The sequence below is a fragment of the Streptomyces sp. NPDC029292 genome, assembly GCF_055569295.1.
The window spans coordinates 168166-186782 of the sequence record NZ_JBVHXR010000006.1; the positions used below are offsets into that span (position 1 = coordinate 168166).

At 69.8% G+C, this 18617-nt stretch carries 17 protein-coding genes and 2 pseudogenes; 4 read left to right on the top strand and 15 right to left on the bottom strand.

The window, feature by feature from the left end:
• Positions 1 to 7: 7 nt before the first annotated feature.
• From ACZ4WS_RS15990 to ACZ4WS_RS16030, 9 genes are all read right to left on the bottom strand, one after another.
• The gene (locus ACZ4WS_RS15990) at positions 8 to 1462 is read right to left on the bottom strand and encodes an amino acid permease (protein ID WP_467980799.1); all 1455 of its coding nucleotides are present in this window, start codon (positions 1460 to 1462) and stop codon (positions 8 to 10) included.
• Positions 1459 to 2136, bottom strand: a complete 678-nt coding sequence (locus ACZ4WS_RS15995) for a FadR/GntR family transcriptional regulator (RefSeq protein WP_467981095.1) — start codon at positions 2134 to 2136, stop codon at positions 1459 to 1461. Before ACZ4WS_RS15995 ends, ACZ4WS_RS15990 begins: the two co-directional genes overlap by 4 nt.
• A gap of 170 nt (positions 2137 to 2306) precedes the next feature.
• Positions 2307 to 3143 (bottom strand): undecaprenyl-diphosphate phosphatase, encoded by an 837-nt coding sequence (locus ACZ4WS_RS16000; RefSeq protein WP_467980800.1) that lies wholly within the window; start codon positions 3141 to 3143, stop codon positions 2307 to 2309.
• Positions 3144 to 3227: 84 nt separating this feature from the next.
• Positions 3228 to 3602 carry a fluoride efflux transporter CrcB gene (gene crcB, locus ACZ4WS_RS16005; RefSeq protein ID WP_467980802.1) on the bottom strand — a complete coding sequence of 125 codons (375 nt, stop codon included), beginning with the start codon at positions 3600 to 3602 and terminating at the stop codon, positions 3228 to 3230.
• Positions 3599 to 4045, bottom strand: a complete 447-nt coding sequence (locus ACZ4WS_RS16010) for a DUF190 domain-containing protein (RefSeq protein ID WP_467980804.1) — start codon at positions 4043 to 4045, stop codon at positions 3599 to 3601. Before ACZ4WS_RS16010 ends, crcB (ACZ4WS_RS16005) begins: the two co-directional genes overlap by 4 nt.
• A complete protein-coding gene (crcB, locus tag ACZ4WS_RS16015; RefSeq protein WP_467980806.1) occupies positions 4042 to 4527 on the bottom strand; it encodes a fluoride efflux transporter CrcB in 486 nt (161 codons plus the stop codon). Before crcB (ACZ4WS_RS16015) ends, ACZ4WS_RS16010 begins: the two co-directional genes overlap by 4 nt.
• Positions 4528 to 4765: 238 nt before the next feature.
• Positions 4766 to 5746 carry an SMP-30/gluconolactonase/LRE family protein gene (locus ACZ4WS_RS16020; RefSeq protein ID WP_467980808.1) on the bottom strand — a complete coding sequence of 327 codons (981 nt, stop codon included), beginning with the start codon at positions 5744 to 5746 and terminating at the stop codon, positions 4766 to 4768.
• A 30-nt stretch (positions 5747 to 5776) separates the two neighbouring features.
• The gene (locus ACZ4WS_RS16025) at positions 5777 to 6064 is read right to left on the bottom strand and encodes an ArsR/SmtB family transcription factor (protein ID WP_467980809.1); all 288 of its coding nucleotides are present in this window, start codon (positions 6062 to 6064) and stop codon (positions 5777 to 5779) included.
• Between the two features lie 246 nt (positions 6065 to 6310).
• Complete coding sequence (locus tag ACZ4WS_RS16030) at positions 6311 to 8332, bottom strand: beta-galactosidase (protein ID WP_467980811.1); 2022 nt, start codon at positions 8330 to 8332, stop codon at positions 6311 to 6313.
• A gap of 232 nt (positions 8333 to 8564) precedes the next feature.
• Between ACZ4WS_RS16030 and ACZ4WS_RS16035 the strand changes: the two are divergent.
• The 4 genes and pseudogenes from ACZ4WS_RS16035 to ACZ4WS_RS16050 all read left to right on the top strand — a co-directional run.
• Positions 8565 to 8669, top strand: a pseudogene (locus ACZ4WS_RS16035) (carbohydrate ABC transporter permease); the annotation flags it as partial.
• Positions 8666 to 9697 (top strand): LacI family DNA-binding transcriptional regulator, encoded by a 1032-nt coding sequence (locus tag ACZ4WS_RS16040; RefSeq protein ID WP_467980813.1) that lies wholly within the window; start codon positions 8666 to 8668, stop codon positions 9695 to 9697. The pseudogene ACZ4WS_RS16035 and the gene ACZ4WS_RS16040, both read left to right, overlap by 4 nt.
• 181 nt (positions 9698 to 9878) lie before the next feature.
• Positions 9879 to 10232 (top strand): VOC family protein, encoded by a 354-nt coding sequence (locus ACZ4WS_RS16045; RefSeq protein WP_467980815.1) that lies wholly within the window; start codon positions 9879 to 9881, stop codon positions 10230 to 10232.
• A 116-nt stretch (positions 10233 to 10348) separates the two neighbouring features.
• Positions 10349 to 10798: a MarR family winged helix-turn-helix transcriptional regulator gene (locus ACZ4WS_RS16050; protein ID WP_467981097.1), complete on the top strand. Its 450-nt coding sequence runs from the start codon at positions 10349 to 10351 to the stop codon at positions 10796 to 10798.
• A gap of 84 nt (positions 10799 to 10882) precedes the next feature.
• On the opposite strand, the pseudogene pqqB reads toward ACZ4WS_RS16050, so the two are convergent.
• From pqqB to ACZ4WS_RS16080, 6 genes and pseudogenes are all read right to left on the bottom strand, one after another.
• Positions 10883 to 11914, bottom strand: a pseudogene (gene pqqB, locus ACZ4WS_RS16055) (pyrroloquinoline quinone biosynthesis protein PqqB); the annotation flags it as partial.
• Positions 11809 to 12921, bottom strand: coding sequence for a hypothetical protein (locus ACZ4WS_RS16060; RefSeq protein WP_467980817.1), 1113 nt, complete (start codon positions 12919 to 12921; stop codon positions 11809 to 11811). The pseudogene pqqB and the gene ACZ4WS_RS16060, both read right to left, overlap by 106 nt.
• Before the next feature lie 137 nt (positions 12922 to 13058).
• On the bottom strand, positions 13059 to 13292 hold the full coding sequence (locus ACZ4WS_RS16065; protein WP_467980819.1) for a hypothetical protein: 234 nt from the start codon (positions 13290 to 13292) through the stop codon (positions 13059 to 13061).
• A gap of 212 nt (positions 13293 to 13504) precedes the next feature.
• Entirely contained in the window at positions 13505 to 13924 is a 420-nt protein-coding gene (locus ACZ4WS_RS16070; protein ID WP_467980821.1) for an SseB family protein, read from the bottom strand.
• Between the two features lie 106 nt (positions 13925 to 14030).
• On the bottom strand, positions 14031 to 15272 hold the full coding sequence (locus tag ACZ4WS_RS16075) for an acyl-CoA dehydrogenase family protein (RefSeq protein ID WP_467980823.1): 1242 nt from the start codon (positions 15270 to 15272) through the stop codon (positions 14031 to 14033).
• Between the two features lie 351 nt (positions 15273 to 15623).
• Positions 15624 to 18587, bottom strand: a complete 2964-nt coding sequence (locus tag ACZ4WS_RS16080; protein WP_467980824.1) for a carbohydrate binding domain-containing protein — start codon at positions 18585 to 18587, stop codon at positions 15624 to 15626.
• Positions 18588 to 18617: the final 30 nt, after the last annotated feature.

Below are 18617 nucleotides of genomic sequence, written 5' to 3' on the forward strand. Positions count from 1 at the left end.
GTCTGGTTCACGCGTCGGCCCCGTCGCGTATTCCGGCGACCCGGCGGCGCACTCCGTACCAGCCCGCGACGAGGGCCGCCACGATCAGCGGCAGACACAGCACGGTCGTCCGGCCCGCTCCTCCGTCGGCGTACATCAGGACCAGTACGGAGGCGAGGAAGCCGATGGTCACGATCTCGGTCCACGGTGAGCCGGGGAGGCGGTAACCCGGCCTGGACAGCTCGCCGTTCTGGGTCTTCCGCCAGAACAGCAGGTGACAGAGCATGATCATGCCCCAGGTGGAGAGGATACCGATCGCCGCGAAGTTCAGCACGATCTCGAAGGCGTCGGCGGGCACGACGAAGTTGAGGCCGACACCGAGGACGCAGATGCCGCTGGTGAGCAGGATGCCGCCGTACGGGACCTGGCTGCGGCTCATCACGCCGGTGAACCTCGGTGCCGAGCCGGACATCGCCATGGAGCGCAGGATGCGTCCGGTGGAGTACAGGCCGGAGTTGAGGGACGACATGGCGGCGGTGAGGACGACGAGGTTCATGACGCCGCCCGCGGCCGGGATGCCGATGTTCGACAACACGGTGACGAAGGGGCTCTGATCCGCGCTGTACTTGCTCCAGGGCAGCAGCATCGACAGCAGGACGACCGAGCCGACGTAGAAGAGGCCGACGCGCCACATGATGGAGTTGATCGCCTTCGGCATGATCTTCTCGGGGTTCTGGGTCTCGCCCGCCGCGACGCCGACCAGCTCGACGGAGGCGTAGGCGAAGACGACGCCCTGGATGATCAGCAGCATGGGCAGCAGGCCGTTGGGGAAGATGCCGCCGTTGTCGGTGATCAGCGACGGGCCGGGGTTGTGGCCGTCGACCGGGTGCTGGGTGACAAGCAGGAAGATGCCGATGAGCATGAAGACGACGAGCGCGCTGACCTTGATGATCGCGAACCAGAACTCCAGTTCGCCGAAGAGCTTCACCGATATGAGGTTCACGGTGAGGACGACGGCGAGCGCGATGAGCGCGATCACCCACTGCGGGATGTCGGAGAACATGCCCCAGTAGTGGGTGTAGACGGCGACGGCGGTGATGTCGGCGATGCCGGTGGTGGCCCAGTTGAGGAAGTACATCCAGCCCGCGACGTAGGCGCCCTTCTCGCCGAGGAACTCACGGGCGTACGACACGAAGGCGCCGGACGACGGCCGGTACAGGACGAGTTCGCCGAGCGCGCGCACCACCAGGAAGGCGAAGAGGCCGCAGACCGCGTAGGCGACGAACAGTGAGGGCCCGGCGTCGGCGAGGCGGCCGCCGGCGCCGAGGAAGAGGCCGGTGCCGATGGCTCCGCCGATGGCGATCATGTTGACGTGCCGGGACTTCAGCGACTTGCTGTAGCCCGCGTCTCCGGCGTCGACGTGCGCGGCCGCTTTCGCGGCGGGTGTCGATGGGGCGTCTTCTTGAAGGGACTGCTCGCTCACGCCTCGGTTCCGCCTTCCGTGGGGGTGTTCGTGTGCGCGGGGCGCACGATGTCGGTGAGGGTGGTCTCGACGCGGTCGAGGTGGTGGGACATCGCCTCCACCGCGTCGTGCTCGCTGCCGTCGATCAGTGCCTCGACGATCGCGCGGTGCTCGCGGTTGGACTGCTCGCGGCGGCCACCGAGTTCGTTCAGGAACGCCGACTGGCGGGCCAGGGCGTCCCGGATCTCTTCGATGACCCGGCGGAAGACCGGGTTCTGGGAGGCCTCGGCGACGGCGATGTGGAAGATCGTGTCCATCGCGACCCAGGCGGTGGTGTCGGTCTCCCGCTCCATCCGGTCGAGGAGATGGGCGAGGTGGTCGAGGTTCTCCGGGGTGCGGCGCACGGCCGCGTACCCGGCGACGGGGATCTCGACGTGGCGGCGCACTTCGAGTAGGTCGCTCGCCGCGTAGTCGCCGAAGGTGGGGTCCTCGACCGCGTTGGCGATCACGAAGGTGCCCTTGCCGGTACGGGACACGGTCAGGCCCATGACCTGCAGGGCCCGTAGCGCCTCGCGGAGCACGGGACGGCTGACCTCGAGGCGGCGGCAGAGCTCCGCCTCGGAGGGGAGCTTGTCGCCGATGGCGTACTCGCCGCGCTCGATGGCGCTGCGGAGGTGGGTGAGCACCGCTTCCATGGCGCTGACGCGCCGCGGTACCGAGCCACCTGTCTGGCTGTCTGACAGGTTCACGGAGGTGATCCTGCGGGTGCCGAGAGGGGGCTGTCAAGGGGAGCGAAAGGAAAAATTCAGGGGGCGCGAAGCCTGAAAATCGGCTTCACGCCCCCTGTGATCAGCGGTTTCCGTCCTCAGCTGTCGAGGACGCCCGTGGTCAGCAGGCCGAGCAGCGCCACGCCGATGATGATCCGGTAGATCACGAAGGCGTTGAAGGAGTGCTTCGCGACGAACTTCAGCAGCCAGGAAATGGAGCCGTACGCGACGACGAAGGAGACGATGGTGCCGACGGCCAGCGGGGCGGCACCGACGCCCGTGCCCAGGGCGTCCTTCAGCTCGTACAGACCGGCACCGGTCAGGGCGGGGATGCCGAGGAAGAAGGAGAGCCGGGTGGCCGCGACGCGGTCCAGGTCCAGGATGAGCGCCGTGGACATCGTGGCGCCGGAGCGCGAGAAGCCCGGGAAGAGCAGGGCGAGGATCTGGGAGCTGCCGACCAGCATCGCGTCCTTGAACGAGGTGTCGTCCTCACCGCGCTTGTGCCGGCCCATCTGGTCCGCCGCCCACATCACACCACTGCCGACGATGAGCGAGCCCGCGACCACCCACAGCGAGCCGAGCGGGCCGTCGATGAGGTTCTTGGCCGCAAGGCCCACGATCACGATCGGGATGGTCGCGTAGATGACCCACCAGGCGAACTTGTAGTCGTGGTGCTGACGCTCGTTCTTGTCGCGCAGCCCGCGCCCCCAGGCGGAGACGATCCGCACGATGTCCTTGAAGAAGTACACGAGCACGGCGGCGATCGCGCCGACCTGGATGACCGCGGAGAACCCGACGACGGCGTTGTCGTCGACGGGGATGCCCATCAGCCCTTCGGTGATCTTGAGATGGCCGGTGGAGGAGACGGGGAGGAACTCGGTCACCCCCTCGACGGCTCCGAGGACGACGGCCTGACCGACGTTGATGACGCTCATGGGATCCAGTTCTGAGGAGTTGGTCGACAGTGCTGTAGACGGTGCTGGGGGACAGTCTTACCTACGCGTGCGAACGCCCGGCGCCTAGGTCCACAAAGCTTGCGCAAACGAGACCCCGCCGAACGCCGCGCCCAGGCCGGCCGTCACGCTCAGGATCACGTTGGCGGCAGCGTAGAACCCTGCGCCGGTCTCGGTCAGCCGCAGTGTCTCGTACGAGAACGTCGAGTACGTGGTCAGCGCCCCGCACAGACCCGTGCCGATCAGCAGCTGCAGGTGCGCGGAGGCATGGCCCGCCGAGGCCGCGCCGGTGAGGAGCCCCAGGACCAGACAGCCTGCCACGTTGACGACAAGGGTGCCCCAGGGGAAGACCGTGTCGTGTTTCAGCTGCACCGCCCGGTCGGTCAGATAGCGCAGGGGTGCGCCGACCGCGGCACCGATGATCACCAGCAGCCAGTTCACAACGACTTCTCACCTTTCCCGGCCGCGTCGCCTTTCCCGTCCGTGGCGTCGCGGGTGTTGCGGGAAGTGCCCTCGGAGGCGTTGCGGGGGATGCCCTCACCGGCACCGCCCCGTCCGACGTACCGGATGACCTCGCAGTCGTCGAGGATCACCAGACCCTCGGTGACGAGTTCGTCGAGCCTCGGCAGGAAGGCCCGTACGCGCTCCTCGGAGTCCACGATCACGATGGCCACCGGGAGGTCCTCGCTCAGCGAGAGCAGCCGGGAGGTGTGGATCAGGGAGGAGGCGCCGAAGCCCTCGATGCCCCGGAAGACACTGGCGCCGGCGAGGCCGGCCGCGTGGGCGCGGTGCACGATCTCCGTGTAGAGCGGCTTGTGGTGCCAGGTGTCGTTCTCGCCGATGAAGATCGTCACCCGCAGGGCGCTGCCCGTCAGCCTCGTCATCGCTGCCTCCATGCCAGGGCGCGGCGTGCCGCCGTCACCGCGAGCCATACCGCCGCGAGCGCCGCGAACAGGGTCGCGGCGAGGTAGGCCAACCCGGTCCCGGGGTGGCCCGCGTCGAGAAGTTTCTGGATGTCGACGGCGTACGTCGAGAAGGTGGTGAAGCCGCCGAGCACGCCGGTACCGAAGAAGGGCCTGACCAGCCGGTGGGCCGCCCACACGTCGGTGATGACGACCATGAAGGCACCGATCACGGCACAGCCGACGACATTGACCCAGAACGTGGCCCAGGGAAATCCGCCCGTCTGCACCGGCCACAGCAGCACCGCGCCGTAGCGGGCCGTGGCGCCGATGGCGCCGCCGAGCGCGACCATCGCCACGACGGGTCCCTGGCCGTGCCAGGGGGACGCCGCCCTCCGCACCGGCATGCGGACGGGGGCGGGCGTGTCGGGTTCGTCGACTCGCTCGGGGTGCGGGACTGTCATGGACGTACTTCTCCTACTCGCCGGGCCCCGCGGGGCACACGTCATCGCAAGTAGGGACCGTTGGCGGCAGCCATGCCGCGGTTCGGGTACGGCGGGCCCCACCGCCGCGCCGCGACACAAGATCGCGGCCGGTGAACAGGGTAACGCCGGAGGTACCGGCCGCGCACACTCGGCTCAGTCTGTGGCCACCGGCCGGGCGTCCGGGCGCCCTCCCTGACGACCGGCCGTGCCCATCGGCTCAGTCCGTGGAAGCGGGCAGGTCGCACAGGGCGATCCCCCGTTCCCAGATGCTCCCCAGGACCAGCCGGCCGTCGGCCTCGCAGGCGCTGGTGACCATGCGGAACCGTGCGCGGCGGCGGTCGAGGTGATGGAGGACGCGGCCTTCGTCGTCGACGGCGATGACCCCCGCGGTGCCCGGGGGACGGAACGGTGCGCGCACCGCGAGGCGGGCGGCGGTGTGCCGCAGCGCGGGGCCTCGGCGGTGGAGGAGTTCCAGGGCGGCGACGCGGGGTCCGGCCAGCGCGACCCAGATCGGGCCGTCGGGGGCGCGCCAGAGGTTGTCGGGCTGACCGGGCAGATCGTCGACGAAGGTCTCGCCGCGGCCCTGCTTCGGCCCGGCGAGCCAGTAGCGGGTGAGGCACCGCGCGCCGGTCTCCGCGACGACGAGGAAGGACTCGTCCGCCGCGGGTGCGAGTCCGTTGGCGAACTGCAGCCCTTCCAGGAGTACTTCGGGTTCCTTCTCCCCCGGTGCCAGGCGCAGCAGGCGGCCGGTTCCGGTGTGCTCGACAAGGTCGCCGATCCACTGCTCCAGTGGGTAACACCGGCTGGAGACCGTGAAGTAGAGCGTTCCGTCCGACAGTGCGACCACATTGCTGCAGAAGCGCAGGGGTTTCCCGGCCACCGTGTCGGCGAGGACGCGCACGATGCCGTCGTCGAGCCCGATCCGCAGCAGGCCGCGCCGGGCGTCGCAGACCAACAGGCCGTCGTCCGGGAGGAGTTCGAGGCCCAAGGGCCGGCCGCCCGTCTCCGCGAGCACCCGGACGCGGGTGCGGTCTGGATCGCCGAGACCATCCACGCGCACGATGCGGCCGTCCTCCAGGCCGGTCAGCACCCGGCCTCGGGAGTCGGCCACCACGTCCTCGGGGCCGCGGCCGTCGAGCGGGACGAAGCGCCGGGGTACGAGCGCGCCACGGCTACCGGCGCCGCGCGAGTGAGCCATGTGTGCCTCCTGCGGCCGGCTGCCGATGTCCTACCAGCCCTTCTCGAAGAAATGCGCGACCTCGGCGATGCGGTACTCGTCGCGGCGGTAGAAGGCCCGCCGTCTGACCTTCTTGACCCGCAGCAGCCCGATTCCGGTGAGCAGGTCGAGATGCGTGCGCGCCACGGCACGGCTCACACCGAGCTTGGCGGCGAGCGCCGCGGGGCTGACGCCGTCCTCGACGAGGTCGCCGTAGCGCTGTGGTGGGAAGTGCGCGGCGGGGTCCCGCAGCCACTCCAGAATGTCCAGGCGTTGCCCACTGACGGGAACCTTCAGCATGTCGCCCCCCTACGTCACGGCGGTCTTCCGCTACTGTCCCGCAGCCCGGGGCGACACGCACAGCCCTCCGGGAGCCTCACCCGCTCAGCGATGGCTGAATCCGTGGTGGCGGCGCCGTGCCCGAAGGATCTGAGCACGGCGCCGCCGAGTCCGACCGGATGTCCCCCCGGAGTCCGGCCGGGGTCTTGGGGTGGGATCGACCGTCGAGTCGCGCGGCCGTGGGTCGTCGAGTCACGCGGCCGTGGATCAGCCGTCGAGTCGTACGACCCGGACCGCGCCCGCGGGTACCGCGAGGCGGTCCGCGGCGCGTTCGCCCGTCAGCAGCTCGGTGCCGTGGGAGTCCAGCGGCACCTTGACCTCCGACGCGGTGTGGTTGATGGCGAAGACGTAGGTGCCCGACTCGCCGGCGCGGCGCACCACTTCGACATCGCGGGGCAGTTCGGCGCGGGGCGCGATGCGCGCGTCGTCGGCCGCCCAGCCGATCAGCGCGTCCAGGCCCTGGGGCCCCAGGCGCGTCGAGACATACCAGGCCGAGCCCTCACCGAGGCGGTGCCGGGTGACGGCCGGGTGGTCCGCGGTGAGCCCGTCGGCGTACGTCCAGACGGTCTCGGCGCCGCGCGGCACCACGAACTCGGTCCACACGTCGCCGGTGAGCTCGGAGCCGTCGGGGCCGGTGATCCGGACGAGGTCGCCCTGGAGGAGGGGCGAGAACTCCTCGACGGTCAGGCCGAGTACGTCGCGCAGGGCTCCCGGGTAGGGGCCGTCGTACACGGCGTCGTGCTCGTCGACGATGCCGGAGAAGTACGAGACGACGAGGGTGCCGCCGTTCTCGACGTACTCCTCGAGGTTGCGGCCGGCGGCCTCGGTCATCAGATAGAGGGCGGGCACGACGACAAGGGGATACACCGACAAATCGGCTTCCGGGTGGGCGAAGTCGACCGTGAGGTGGCGGTCGTACAGCGCCTCGTAGAACGCGTCGGCGCGCTCGCGCGGGTCGTGGTCCTCGCTGGGGCGCCACTGGAGGTTCTGCGCCCACCAGGAGTGCCAGTCCCACAGCACGGCGACGTCGGCGACGGTGCGGGTGCCCTTGACCGGCGTCAACGAGTCGACGGACGCGCCGAGCTCGACGGCCTCGCGCCACACCCGCGAGTCGGTGCCGGCGTGCGGCAGCATCGACGAGTGGAACTTCTCCGCGCCGCGCCGGGACTGCCGCCACTGGAAGAACATCGCGCCCTCGGAGCCGCGCGCGACGTGTGCGAGGGAGTTGCGGGCCATCTGGCCCGGGGCCTTCGCGGGGTTGCGGGGCTGCCAGTTGACCCCCGACGTGGAGTGTTCGAGCAGCAGCCAGGGGGCGCCGCCGGCCACCGAGCGGGTGATGTCGGCGGCCATCGCCAGGTTCACGTGCGTGCGGCGGCCGTCGGTGATCAGGTAGTGGTCGTTGGTGACGAGGTCGACCTCGCGGCCCCAGGCCCAGTAGTCGATGGAGTCGCACTGGCTCAGGGCGGTCATGAAGTTGGTGGTGACCGGGATGCCCGGCGAGAGGCGGTGCAGGATGTCCCGCTCGGCCACGAAGTTCTCACGCATGGTCGCGTCGGCGAAGCGCTTGTAGTCCAGGGCCTGGGCCGGGTTGCCGACGGTCGGGGTCACGCGCGGCGGGTTGATCTGGTCGAAGTCCGCGTAACGCTGGCCCCAGAAGGCGGTCCCCCACGCTTCGTTGAGCGCGTCGATCGTCTCGTACGTCCGCATGAGCCAGCGGCGGAAGTGCGCCGCGCAGGACTCGCAGTAGCAGGCCGAGACGGGGACGCCGTACTCGTTGTGGACGTGCCACATCGCGAGCGCGGGGTGTTCGGCGTACCGGGTGGCGAGCTGAGTGGCGATGTTCGCCGCGGCGGCGCGGTAGTCGGTGTTGCTGTGACAGATGGCGCCGCGCGACCCGAATTCGTAGCGGATGCCGTCGGCGGCCACGGGCAGCGCGTCGGGGTGCTCGCGGTAGAACCAGGCGGGCGGCACCACGGTCGGCGTACCGAGGTCGGCGCGTATGCCGTTCTCGTGCAGCAGGTCGAGCAGTCGGTCGAGCCAGCCGAAGTCGTAGGTGCCCTGTGCCGGTTCGAGCAGCGCCCAGGAGAAGATCCCGACGCTCACCATCGTGACACCGGCCTCGCGCATCAGCCGGACGTCCTCGTGCCAGACGCTTTCCGGCCACTGCTCAGGGTTGTAGTCCCCACCGAAGGCGAGCCTGGTGAGGCCCCTGGGGGTGGTGTCCGGCATGGATCTCTCCCGTTTCATCGATCACGTGGGAACGTGCACACACAGCGTCAGCGGCGTGAGCTCACGATAACCCGACAGCCGCAACCTATGACAAGGGCCCCGGGCGCCATGATCCTGTGAACGCTCACAGAAGCTGTCGACCACCGCGTCGGCGGTCGCCCGCTCCACGCTCGCGCCCTCCCCCGCTTCCACGGCCGCGAGCGGCATCCGTCTCGCGTGGATCCCCGCCGCCGTGATCACCGGCGGACCGCCCGCGATCATCCCGCCGGTCGCGCCGTTCCTGGTCATCCTGCGTTTATGGAGACTCGATCTGCTGTCGGGAGCCGTAAAGTCGTGACCATGACGAACGCGGGAGGCCGGCGCAGACCGCCGACGATTCATGACGTCGCGCGTGAGGCGGGTGTGTCGCGGGGCACGGTGTCGCGCGTGCTCAACGGCGGGCACTACGTCAGCCCCGCGGCGCAGGAGGCGGTCAACGCCGCCATCCGCAGGACGGGTTACGTCGTGAACCGGCACGCCCGCTCGCTGATCACCGGACGTTCGGACTCGATCGGCTTCCTGCTCACCGAGCCGCAGGAGAAGTTCTTCGAAGACCCCAACTTCAATGTCCTGCTGCGCGGCTGCACGCAGGCCCTGGCCGCGCACGACGTTCCGCTCCTGCTGATGCTCGCCGGCACGGAGGACGAACGGCGGCGCATAACGCGGTACATCACCGCGGGCCATGTCGACGGGGTGCTGCTGGTCTCCAGCCACTCCGGCGACCCGGTCGCCGAGGAGCTGCGCGCGGCAAATGTGCCGCTGGTCGCCTGCGGCAAGCCCATCGGGCTCGGCTCGAAGGTGAGCTACGTTGCCGGGGCCGACCGGGACGGCGCCCGGGACATGGTGCAGCACCTGCTGTCCCTGGGCCGCCGCCGCATCGCCACGGTCACGGGACCACTCGACACCCCGGGCGGTGTCGAGCGTCTCGCGGGCTACCGGGAGGTGCTCGACGAGGCGGGCATCGAGGCCGACGACCGCCTCGTCGTCTCCGGCGACTACAGCAGGGCCAGCGGTGAGGCGGGGGCCGAGCAACTCCTGGACCGGGTCCCCGACATGGACGCCGTGTTCGTCGCCTCGGACCTGATGGCGCAGGGTGTGCTGGCCGCACTGCACCGAGCCGGCCGTCGAGTCCCTGAGGACGTCGCGGTCGGCGGGTTCGACGACTCCCCCGCCGCCGTCGCCTCCACGCCCGCTCTCACCACCGTCCGGCTGCCCTGGGACCGCATCAGCGCCGAGATGGTGCGGGTGCTGCTCGCCCAGATAGGGGGCGAGGATCCGGCGGCGGTGATTCTGCCGGCGGAGTTGGTGCGGCGCGAGTCCACGTGAGGCGGTCCGGGGCGTCAGACGCTCGAGGCCCGCTGCGCATCCGGCGCGCTCGCCGTGGCAACCGGTCAGGATTCGAGAAGCCACCTCCCGCCCCTCCCGCTTAGCGTGAAAGCGCCGACGGGATCCGCGTCGGCGCCAGACGCAACTCGCACGCACCGACCAGCTCCACGGAGGAGTCGCCATGACCGCCGGACTCAAGACCATCATCTACCCCGTCAAGGACCTCACGCAGGCAAAAGCCCTGTTCAGCGCACTGCTGGGGGTGGAACCATACGCCGACGAGGCCTACTACGTCGGCTTCAAGGACGCGGGCCAGGATGTCGGCCTGGACCCCAACGGTCACGCCAAGGGAATGACCGGGCCCGTCCCCTACTGGCACGTCTCGGACATCAGGGGGACGCTGTCGGGCCTGCTCGACGCCGGGGCCGAGCTGCTGCAGGACGTCCAGGACGTGGGCGGCGGCAAGCTGATCGCCTCGGTCAAGGACGCGGACGGGAACCTCATCGGGCTCACCCAGGACCCGTCCGCCGAGTAGGCGAGCCTCGGCGGGCAGGCGGGCCCCCGCGAGTATGCGGTCCCGGCGAGCCGAATGGATGCATCTGCACTAGTTTCACTCTCAACAACTGGCCGGATCTCTGTTACCGTTCAGTTATGGCAACGAAGTCGTCCGACGCCCGGCTCGAGGACCACTGGCGAGAGATTCTCGCGGTGCACGCGCGCACGATCTGCGAGATCGACCGCGCCCTGCACCCGCACGGGCTCGGCGCCAGTGACTTCGAGGTCCTCGACATCCTGGCCTCGGGCACGGTCGCGGAGCCCGGCGAGCAGTGCCGTGTGCAGAACATCGCCGGCCAGGTCCATCTGAGCCAGAGCGCCCTGTCCCGGCTCATCGGCCGACTGGAGAAGGACGGCCTCCTGGAGCGCACCGTCTGCCAGGAGGACCGGCGCGGAGTGTGGGTCGCACTCACCCCGAAGGGACGCGACCTGCACTCCGAGGTACGCCCCCTGCAACGCGCCGCCCTCGCCCGCACGTTGAACGAGACCTCGAACGAGACGGCGACGACGGACGAGACCGCGACCTCGAACGCGACTGTGGCCTAGAACGAGAGCGCGGACCAGAACGAGACCGCGGCCTTGCAACGGGACCACACCCCACACCGCGCTCCAGACGACGAACTCAGCCCCGTCCAGGAGGACTTCCACCCCCGCCCGACCCACCGTCGCACTGGCGGCCGAGGCCGGATCGAGCAGCGGATTCGTGTTGTTGAGGTGGGTGTAGATCCTGCGCGGCCCGGGATGGCGGCCGAGGGCGGCCAGGCTGCCGTGCGCGCCCGAGACGGGAAGATGCCCCATCGCGGCCTGCCCGTCGGACGACCGCACCGTCGTGCCCATCTCGTCGGCCGCGTAGAACGTGCCGTCGAGCAGCGCGCAGCTCGCCGTGGTGAGCAGCTCGTCCAGCACGGGTGTCCAACTCCCCAGGCAGGGCGCGTAGACGAGCACTCCCCCGGTGGCCAGGTCCTCGATCCGGTACGCCGTCACCCAGCGGGCGTCCTGGGCGGGGCCGGAGACGTACTTCGGGGCCTTGGAGCCGACCGGATGCGTGCTGACGACCAGACCTCCGGCCAGCACGAACCCGCCCTCGGTCAGACTGTCCGCCCACTCCCACGGGGCGTAGCGGTCGAGCATCGCGCGCAGCGGGGTCAGCGTGGCGAGCACGGGAGGCGCGGCGTAGACCTTGAGTCCGGGGCCGCCGCGCAGGATGGTCAGTCCCATGACGTGATCGGCCTCGGCGTCGGTCAGCAGCACGCCGCGCACGGGCGTGTCCCTGGGCCCCGGACCGGGCGCGAGCGCCGGTGCGGTGGTCAGCTGCGTACGGATGTCGGGTGATGCGTTGAGCAGCCACCAGTCGCGGGAGTTGCCGCTGACGGCGACACACTCCTGCGTACGCGCGGACAGTTTGCCGTCGCGGGCGGCCGCGCACAGCGCGCAGGCGCAGTTCCACTGAGGGAAGCCGCCACCGGCGGCCGTACCCAGCAGGACGACTTTCAAGGGAACCCCCACCCCTCCGCATCCGGTCCTCCGGGGGGATCTTCCCGCCAGAACGGGCCGGACTACCCGGCGGAAGGGGGCAGTTCCGGACGGCCTTCGCCGGGGCGCCGGTCCTTCGGCCGCCGGGGAGGGATCGGGCTGGTGGCGAAGTCCCGCACCCCGGTCCACAGCGCGGGGACCGCGTCGCCGCGACGGCACAACTCGTAGGCGATCGCCTCGTAGTTGACCCGCCAGCCTCGGAAGTGCGGCCACGCCTGCTCGGCCGTCCGCTCGGCGGGGAAGCCCGCCGCCTCCACCATCGCCACGGCCGCGTCGAACTCCAGGAAGGAGAGCTGGATCGGGGCGTCGGGGCTGGGGTCGGTGTCGAAGTCGAAGCGCAGTGCGCGGGCGATGTCGCGCAGCGCGGTGAAGCCCGCGCGCAGCACCAGGCGCGCCTCGGGCAAGGCGCTGCGCGGTGTGAGCGCGAGCTGCATGGCGGCCGCGTCCATGACGGCGATCAGAGCGACGATCCAGCTGCGGTACGGCTGCGGGGAGCGGAAGGCCAGCAGGACCGGGTACGTGGAGTGGCTCTCGCCGATGTCCGCGGCGAGCCGCTCCCAGGCGCGGTACAGCTCGGGCAGCGCGGTCTCGGTGTCGACCAGCCACTGCCGGGCCAGGATCTCCGGGCCCCAGGCGGGCTCGCCCGCACGCGACTGGAGCAGGGTCACCTCGAGTTCGCGGCGGTTGTACGCGGCGTACAGCGTGGGCAGGTACGCGATCTGCAGCGCGATCACCACGGGGCCGGTGGCCGCCGCGAAGAAGTCCACGAAGGAGAGGTGGAGCCGGTCGCCGCTGGCGAATCCGAGCGTGAACAGGCTGGAACCGGCCTCCCGGAGGGACTTGGTCCAGGACAGCGAGGACAGGGCGTGCAGCAGCAGTCCGAAGGCGAACAGCGCCCCGCCGAGCCAGCTCGTGAGCATGCCGATCAGCATGAGCGGGGCCAGCCAGGTCTGCGCGCGGTCATGGGCCTGGTAATCGCCGCCGGACGCGGCGAGACGCAGAACGAAGCGCAGCGAGCGCCACCACCGGATCACCAGCGAGGAGTAGAGCCCGCGGGGCACCACGAGCGTGCGCAGGATGCTGAGGAGGACCAGCGCCAGGAGCAGTCCGCCGGCCACGCCGGAGATCCATTTCATGGGGGTCATTGTCACGCCGGGCCCGGACGGATCGTGCGGTCATTCGTCACGCCGGGTCCGGACATGTCGTGCGGTCATTCGTGGCGCTGGGCCCGGACGTGTCGTGCCCTCATTCGCCACGCCGGGCCCGCACGCCGTCAGCGCAGCAGATCCCGTACCGCGTCGAACGCCACCGTGACCGTCGCCGGGTCCGCTCCGGGGCGGGCCAGCGCGCTCATCGGGATCGGGGTGACCGGGGGCAGTCCGTCGTAGGGGGTGAGGCCGTCGGGAGCGGACCCGACCGCGGCGAGCAGGGCCACGCCCTGGCCGGTACGGGCGATGTCGAGGACACCCGCCAGATACCCGGCGTCGCCGACCACCGTGGCCGCCACCCCGTGCGCGGCGAGCGTCGCGATGGCCCGGCGGCGGATCGCGCAGGGGTCCTCGATGGCGACGAGCGGGACGGGAGCGGGCGCGGCCGGCGGCGTCCAGCCGGGCGTCGCGTGCCAGGTCAGGAGGTCGTCGTCCCCAAGGGCTCCAAGGTGACCGACATCGCGGGTCTGAGGGACAAGAAGGTCGGCTACATCCAGAAAGCGGGTGGCTGTCAGGCCTGCGGTCGGGCCAGCAAGCTCCGGACGCCCTCGGAGGTGAGAGTCAGTCCGTGCGGTGAACTGGCGTCGATCGTGAGCGACAGGTCGTCGGACGGCCACTGGGAGGCGAGTGCGCCGAGCGGCACCAGGCGGTAGCGGGAGACGGACGGGAGCAGCTCGGCCATCTCCCGCTCGGAGGTGAACACCGGCACCACCTCTTCCCCGCCCGGTTGCTCCAGGACGGGCAGCGCGACGGCCGTGGGGTCGGCGGCGTCCTCGTCACTGGCGTCGTCGGGCACCGGGATCAGCACTTCGCTGTCGGCCAGTGTGTCCAGCGCCACCGCGTCCTCGGTGTTCTCGCAGAGGGTGGTCAAGGCCTCCTGGGCCGGTGTCGTGGCCGTGGGCAGGTAGTGGCCGTTCAAGGGTGTGTCCATGGCAGATCCCCGGGTAGTGGCGGACGGGCCGCCCGGGACAGGAGCGGTCCCGGGCGCAACACCCGTCGCGTACCCAGCCCGGGGCGGGGCATTCCTCCTGTGCCGCTCAGGGCAGCAGCGGGATGTCGTCCGACGGCAGGCCGAGGCGGTCGCAGCCGACGCGCCGGTGGAGCGGCTCGGCCATGGTGGGGCCGACATGGGTCCAGTACGTGGCCGCGTCCCGGAAGTAGCGCTGCATCCGCTCGCCGTCGCGCGCGTACCGGGAGCCCGCCGTGCGGAAGAGGATGCCCTGCAGTACGTCCCAGGCCATGCGCCCGGCGGTGAGGAAGACGAGCGCGAGCCGGTTGTCCTCGGCGGTGGTGAACGCGGCCTCGCCCGAGACGTTGCGGCGGCAGGTCTCCATCCAGTCCTCGGCGTTGTGCCGGAGCGCCGCCTCGGCCGTGTGGATCGCGCCCAGCGCCTCACCCAAGTGCCGCTGGTAGTCGTGGAGTTCGGCGCGGGTGCGGCTCGGGTCCGCGATGAGCGGGCGTTCGGCGACGATCCGGGCGTACTCGTCCGCGGCCGCGTAAGCGGTGCCGATCATGATGGCGGCGAGTTCTCCGTGGAAGAAGCTGGGCGCGCGCCCCGCGTACAGGGCATTTCCGTGCAGCTTGGAACCGGGTGTGCCGCCTTCGACAGGCAGGTCGAGCAGACTCACCTCCTGGGTGAAGTACGCCGGGACGCGCCCCTGGTCGATGCGGATGCTGTTGGATCCGCTGCCGCGCAGGCCCAGGACGCCGTGCCAGTCGTCGACCACGGTCCAGATCGCGCGCGGCGCGACGAACAGCACGAAAGGTCCCGGCGGGTCGCCCGGCTTCTCGGGGGCGCGCAGGGTCTGGCCGACGTAATGCGTGGAGTACGGGGCGCCCGAGGAGTACGGCCAGGTCCCGTCGAGTACGACATGACCGTCGCCGTCGGGCTGTGCCACACCGATCGGTACGACGGTGGACGCGGCCCGGAAGTCGCCGTCGTCCCCGAAGATCTCGTCCTGCGCCCTCTCGTCGAAGAGCGCGGCGACCTGGAGGACATGGGCGGCGGTGAGCGACAGGGCCCAGCCGGTGGAGGGGCAGCCGCGCGCGATCTCGGTGACCACGCGGAAGAAGGTGGGCAGCCCGAACTCGTATCCGCCGTACCGGCGCGGTTGCAGCATCCGGTAGAACCCGGCCCGCAGGAAGTCGTCGTGGGTGTCCTTCGGATAATGCGTCAACTGCTCGGTCTCCGGCTGCCGTTCGAGCAGCGCGGGCCGCATCGCCACGGCCCGCTCGATCAGTTCGCGTTCGGTGAGTCCGGGTTCGGGGACGGCGATCACAGTGCCTCCTGAGGAGTGGGGCCATCTGTACGCGCGGCAATAGAAGTGATTGAACACGCCGACCGCTCCGGTGTACCCACCGGATAACGCCAAGTAGGCCGATCCGCCGGTCGGTTGAAGCGCTTGCCTGCCTGCCGGAGGGCGCGAAGGGAGCGCCTTCACGCGTTGCGCGCTCTCGGGCGCCGCCCGCTCCAATCACTTACCGTTACCGAAGTGCGCAGATATCCATACGGAGCGCGAGGAGCCGTCGCGCCGCCATCCGTGCGTTCACCGCCACAGGAATGAGGCAACCGATGCCGCTCGAGCAACGCGCGTGGTCCCAGGCCCACTTGGGCCTGGGACCACCCGCCGCTACTTCAGGTACGGGCCGTCGCTCCCGATCTTCCCGGGACCGTTCAGCACGTACACCCGGAGGTTCCCCTTCCCGGGAGCCGCCACGGACAGTGTGCCGTTCGAGACGGTCTTCACCTCACCGGTGACGGCATCGGTGTACGTCCCGTTCGGGATACCGGTGTACGTCGCGTCGCCGGTGACCGTGACGAGCGCGAAGCTGTCCGTCGATCCGCTCGTGTAGCGGCGCTTGAACGCCATCGAGCCGCTGATGCCGTCGGTGGAGTACTGGCCCATCTGGAGGGCCGGTATGGCCCGGCGGATCTGGTTGAGTCGCTGGAGGTGCTTGACCAGTGGCTGGGCCAGCGTCGTCGCGACCTCACCGCTCGCCGAGTCGACCTTGCCGAAGTCGGAGGCCGTGACGGAGCCCGCGAGGTGGTCGCCGTAGTACGCGCGACCGGTGGACGCCAGTGGGCAGGTCGGGCCGCAGTCGATCTGCTTGCCCTTCTGGAACTCGATCTCCGAGCCGTAGTAGAGGGTCGGGATGCCGCGGAACGTCCACATCAGCGCCATGTTCTCGGCCCAGGCGTCGGTGCCGCCGCTGTAGCGGGTGCTCGACTTGTTCGGGCCGTAGTCGTGGCTGTCGACGTAGACGACGTTGTACGTGGCGTCGTTGACGGAGTCGTCGGAGTCCTTGCCGTTGCTGTAGGCGTTCTGCGCGTCACCGAAGTTCATGTGCATGCGCATGTCGATGATGTTCATGCCGGAGAACTGGCTGCGGTCCGGTGTGTGGTAACTGTTGCCGCTCAGGAAGGCATTGGTGGACGTCGGCTGGTTGCCCGTCCCGAGCTGCTCCTCGTAGGTGTACTGCTCGACGGACGCCGTCTCGTCGTCCGCGCTGTATTCCTTGCGCTCCTTCCATGTGTAGAACTGCGCCGAGTGGTTGACGGACCCTCGGTTCCACTTGTCGTTGACGAAGGCGCCGACCTCGCCGAAGACGAAGAAGTTCTGCGCCGCGTCCGTACCGAACTTCTGGGTGACCCGGTCGTAGATGGCGGGCAGGAAGCGGCGGTTCCAGGTGACGCGCGGGATGTGTACGGCGGTGTCGATGCGGAAGCCGTCGACGCCCATGTCGATGTACTTGTCGTAGGCGCCGATGAGGTAGTTCTGCACGGGCGTCGACTCGGTGTTGAAGTCGGCGAGGTCCTCGTGCAGCCAGCAGGAGCGGGAGTCCTCGCCCTCCCAGTTGCCGATCCAGCACTGGTGGTAGTACGTCTTCGGGAACATGCCCGAAGTGGGGCTGGGCCACTGGCAGTTGTAGAGCGTGTAGCCCTCGGCGCTCTTGCCGCCGGTGGGCTTGCCCCAGTTGACGCAGGTGTTGCCGGAGGGCTCGGCCGTCGACCACAGGTCGCCGTTGTAGTACGACTTCCCGGACTTGGGCTCGACGGTCAGGCCGTCGTACTCGAAGCCTTCGTTCTTCTCGTCGTAGTACCAGCTCCACTCGGAGTCGCGGACCCCGTACACGGTCGGGGTGAACAGGCCCTTGGCGCCCCAGCGGGAGCTGTGGTTGTAGACCACGTCCTGGTAGATCTTCATGCCCTTGGCGTGGGCCGCGTTGATCAGGTCCTGGTAGGAAGCGCCGGCCGATTCCAGGCGCGGGTCGACCTTGTAGAAGTCGTAGCCGTGATAGCCGTGGTAGTCGTAGTCCGAGCGGTTGAGGACGACGGGCGTGATCCAGACGGCCGAGAAGCCGAGGGCCTTGATGTAGTCGAGCTTGTCGACCAGGCCCTTGAAGTCGCCGCGGAACATGGGGTCGTTGTTGGCGGCGTTCCCGGACTTGACGTCCTGGCTGCCGCCGCGGTTGTTGGAGCTGTCGCCGTCGTAGAAGCGGGCGGTGAGGACGAAGTAGATGGGGTCCTTGCGCGGGTCCGTGCCCAGCGGGGTGCCGGAGGCCGGTTCGGGGGCCTGCTCGCCGGTCGTCGCGGTGGCCTCGGCGGAGGCGGGTGAGGTGTTCCCGGCGGCATCGACGGCCTTCACCGTGTACGTGTAGGTGGTCTTCTCCTCAAGTCCCGTGTCCGAGTAGACCGTTGAGCCCACGTCGGTGACGACCGCACCCTTGGTGCCGCCGGTGCGGGTGACCTGATACTTCGTCACCGCCGTGTTGTCGGTGGCCGGGTCCCAGCTCACCACCACAGAGGTGTTGGTGGCGCTCGCGGTGACCTTGGTGGGCGCGGTCGGGGCCTCGGTGTCCGGCGCTTCGGCGGCGCACGGATCCTTGGCGTCCTGGGTGACCGTCTTGTCCTGCACGGTCGTGGTGCCGGCGGGGAGGGTGTAGTCGGCGCTGTTGTTGTTGTCCCAGACGCCGTTGCCGTTGTTGAAGGCGGCTTTCAGTGAGGTCGCCGTACCGATGTCGAGGGTCTTTTTCCACCAGCCCGTGCAGGCCGCTTCCATGCCGACGCCGGGGACCGTCGTCCAGGAGCCGCCGGTGGGCGCGTAGTGGATGTTGGCGGTGGTCCAGCCGGACGTGGCCGTCGAGTAGTAGACGGTGGCCTGGTTTCCGCTGCCCGTACCGGTGTCGGCGCACGGGTCACTGTGGGCGATCACACCGTCCTTGACGGTGATGGTGCCGGTGCCGAGCGCGTAGTTGTTGCCGCCGTTGTTGTCCCAGGTGCCGCTGCCGTTGTTGAAGGTGGCCTGAAGCCCGGTGGCCGAGCCCAGGTCGACGGTCTCCTTCACCCAGTCCGTGCAGGCCGTCTCCATCTGTACGCCGGGCACGGTGGTCCAGGAGCCGCCGTCCGGGGCGTAGTGCAGGTAGGTGGTCGGCCAGTTCTTGGTCTTCGTGTAGTAGAAGACGGTCGCCGTGTTGGACGCGGCGGCCGTCTTCTCCATGGAGCCCGCGTCCGGCGAGACCAGTCCGAGCAGCCCGGTCATCGCCACGAACGCAACGAGCGGGCGCCGCAGCAGGCGTGGGGGTGTCCGTCTCATGCGCGTCTCCAATGCGGTCCGGGGGGTGGG

What these genes read in the sequence shown, in the direction of transcription:
- ACZ4WS_RS15995 (WP_467981095.1), bottom strand. Translation starts at nt 2,136, where the DNA reads ATGGAAGCGGTGCTCACCCACCTCCGCAGCGCCATCGAGCGCGGCGAG.
- ACZ4WS_RS16000 (WP_467980800.1), bottom strand. Translation starts at nt 3,143, where the DNA reads ATGAGCGTCATCAACGTCGGTCAGGCCGTCGTCCTCGGAGCCGTCGAG.
- ACZ4WS_RS16010 (WP_467980804.1), bottom strand. Translation starts at nt 4,045, where the DNA reads ATGACGAGGCTGACGGGCAGCGCCCTGCGGGTGACGATCTTCATCGGC.
- crcB (WP_467980806.1), bottom strand. Translation starts at nt 4,527, where the DNA reads ATGACAGTCCCGCACCCCGAGCGAGTCGACGAACCCGACACGCCCGCC.
- ACZ4WS_RS16020 (WP_467980808.1), bottom strand. Translation starts at nt 5,746, where the DNA reads ATGGCTCACTCGCGCGGCGCCGGTAGCCGTGGCGCGCTCGTACCCCGG.
- ACZ4WS_RS16025 (WP_467980809.1), bottom strand. Translation starts at nt 6,064, where the DNA reads ATGCTGAAGGTTCCCGTCAGTGGGCAACGCCTGGACATTCTGGAGTGG.
- ACZ4WS_RS16030 (WP_467980811.1), bottom strand. Translation starts at nt 8,332, where the DNA reads ATGCCGGACACCACCCCCAGGGGCCTCACCAGGCTCGCCTTCGGTGGG.
- ACZ4WS_RS16045 (WP_467980815.1), top strand. Translation starts at nt 9,879, where the DNA reads ATGACCGCCGGACTCAAGACCATCATCTACCCCGTCAAGGACCTCACG.
- ACZ4WS_RS16050 (WP_467981097.1), top strand. Translation starts at nt 10,349, where the DNA reads ATGGCAACGAAGTCGTCCGACGCCCGGCTCGAGGACCACTGGCGAGAG.
- ACZ4WS_RS16060 (WP_467980817.1), bottom strand. Translation starts at nt 12,921, where the DNA reads ATGAAATGGATCTCCGGCGTGGCCGGCGGACTGCTCCTGGCGCTGGTC.
- ACZ4WS_RS16070 (WP_467980821.1), bottom strand. Translation starts at nt 13,924, where the DNA reads ATGGACACACCCTTGAACGGCCACTACCTGCCCACGGCCACGACACCG.
- ACZ4WS_RS16080 (WP_467980824.1), bottom strand. Translation starts at nt 18,587, where the DNA reads ATGAGACGGACACCCCCACGCCTGCTGCGGCGCCCGCTCGTTGCGTTC.